At 59.4% G+C, this 2,376-nt stretch carries 2 protein-coding genes; both read right to left on the bottom strand.

Features of this window, described 5'->3' with window-relative positions:
- Positions 1-24: 24 nt before the first annotated feature.
- The gene (gene tnpC / locus ACHHRT_RS13695) at positions 25-1,440 is read right to left on the bottom strand and encodes an IS66 family transposase (RefSeq protein WP_395500329.1); all 1,416 of its coding nucleotides are present in this window, start codon (positions 1,438-1,440) and stop codon (positions 25-27) included.
- Entirely contained in the window at positions 1,433-2,311 is an 879-nt protein-coding gene (locus ACHHRT_RS13690; protein ID WP_395500328.1) for a Druantia anti-phage system protein DruA, read from the bottom strand. Before ACHHRT_RS13690 ends, tnpC begins: the two co-directional genes overlap by 8 nt.
- Between the last annotated feature and the right edge of the window lie 65 nt (positions 2,312-2,376).

Below are 2,376 nucleotides of genomic sequence, written 5' to 3'. Positions count from 1 at the left end.
TAAGCGATCACAGGGTTGTTTTAATTACGCCGCCGATCTGATCCATTCCAGGTTGGGCTTCTGCTCTTTGAAATAGCTGTTCATGGCATCCGCGAGCACCTGGAAGGATGATTTGCCGTGCAGGCGGCAAGTCTGCCGGAGGGACACAATCCGCTCCACCCAGCGGTTGCCTTTTTCACTGTTGGTGCCCTGGCTGCGTTTGCGCCAGAGGACGGCGAAACGCAGCATCCGTTCGCCGAAGTTGTTGGTGGGGTCAACCCCTTCCTCCAGCAGGAAGGTGAACAGCGAATCCATTTCATCATCGAGATGGCGGACAAGGGTCCCCGCCTCGCTGTCGGAATCGATATACAGCGCAATCAGCCGGCAGAACCGGGCATAAAATGCTCGCCACTCGACTTCGGTAGGTGGATCCTTGGCCATTTTGCACAAACGGCGCAACTCGTCTCTGGCCCAGGCACCGCATTTTGCAAGTTCCGGGTCACTCCGCTCGGCCAGGCCCTTGGCCCGGCGGATCAGGTGGCTCAGGCAGCTTTGCCGCAGGTTGACCCAGCTCTGGTAGAGCCGGTAGCCGTCGCTGACCAGGATACCGTTCCAGGCCCCGATCAGTGTTTCAAAGGCGATCTTTGAGCGGTTGGTGTGAACCATGAAGAAGGCGACCACCGGGCTGGCCATTACCCAGAGCCAGTTGAGTTTGCCACTGTTTTTCCAGGTGGTTTCGTCGATGTGGTTGACTTTCACGCTGCGGGCCTTGTCCCTGATTGCCTCGTAATGGGGCAGGATGGCGGTTGAGGCCCGGTCGATGACTTTCTGGATGGCCCCGAGGCTGATCTTGAAACCCAGCACCGAGGAACAGAAGGTCTGGATGGTTTCCCGACTGTTGCCGTCGATGCCACCGATTTCGGCCACCAAGGCACAGAGGCGGGGGCCGAATCCGGTTTGGTATTCCTCCGGGACATAACCCTTGGCGGTTTTGCCGCAGGCGGTGCATTTTCCCTGGTAGAGGATGAAGTGGATGACCGTCATCACGATTTCCGGCAACTCGATATGCTGGTGAGTGTAATAGGGTTTCAGGTCCTTGAAGGTGCGGCAACCGCAGGAACAGGGACCGGGGTTCACCGGCTCGGTTTTGGTCGGGGTCATCAACTGCTGCCGGTGGCCTTTATGGCCCTTGCGGCCGCCGGGTTTGCCCTTGTTGGGCTTGGGGTCGTTTTCCTGGTACGGCGAATTCGCCGAGGACGGCTTGTTGGAGTTGGATGAGTTCTGGTTGAGTTTGGCCTCAAGCTTGCCGACCTTGGCTTCCAGCTCCTTGATCCGCTGATCCTGCCGGGCTATATGGGCCAGCAGTTGCCGGATGATCATGCGCAGGGCCGAGGGTGGCAGCCTCTCCAGGTCGGCGTCGCTGAGTTGGAAGTCTGGGTTGATGAATTCCGGGTCAGCCACAAAGTTCCTCCCGGAAATCCTTGGTCAGCGGATAGAGAAACACCGCTTTGACTGGTTCGGCCCGCTGATTGTAACGGTCGTATTTGCCGCGCCCGGTGGTCTCGCCCACCGGAACCCAGTTGGCGGCCCGATAACAGGTGCCCCGGAAACGGGTGGTGTCCACGAAGGTCTCCAGCAGGAAGACCCGTTGGCGGTAGAAAGCAAACCAGTCGCCGGCCAGTTGTCGGATGTTCAGGGCCAGCACCTTGGAGGCCAGATGTGGAATCCTGACCCGGGGCAGGATCAGGAAACGAACGTTGTTGACCACCCCGGCCAGGTTGTTTTCCCGCTGCTCATGGCTCCAGCCGATTACCCGGTCGCGAGCCGCCACTTTCCAGGCGGCGGAGCCCCAGCCCAGGCAGGCCACCGGGCGACCGTCAAGACAGACCAGGTACTTGAGGTAGGAACCGACAATCCAGGGAGAGCCCAGATAATGATGGCGGTCTATCAGGTAATCCCACAACCCTTCGTCGGGAGTGCGGCGTACCATCTTGATTGTCAAGGAGCCGAAAGCGGAGAGAGGCCCGGCCAGTTCCGTGCTGTCGATAACGTATGAACGGCGATCCGCCCGCCGGGGATGACGGAAAGTCTCCCGCAAGCGAGGAGGCAGGCTGAGTTCGCCCTTTTTCTCCAGGGCCAACAGTAGACTCCGGCAGGCCATGTCCTTGAGTTGGCCGTTTGGTTGCCGCCACTGCCAGCGTTGGCAGAGAGTCCGCGAGATCGCCGTCCGACCCCGGTCCCATTGGGCGGCGGTGACCTGACGGATTTCGGCCAAGTCGTTTTGGTTGAGGAGGCGACCCCGAATCTGGTAAACAGGTGCTGTCGTATCCATGACTGCACCATAGCAAATGCTGGCTTATGACGCCAGTGGAAAATTTAGACCCCGTGATCACTTAC

The sequence above is a fragment of the Desulfurivibrio modestus genome (assembly GCF_044068625.1).
Taxonomy (GTDB): Bacteria; Desulfobacterota; Desulfobulbia; order Desulfobulbales; family Desulfurivibrionaceae; genus Desulfurivibrio.
The sequence above is the reverse complement of the archived record's forward strand: the minus strand, read 5'-3'. Positions and strand labels throughout refer to the sequence as shown.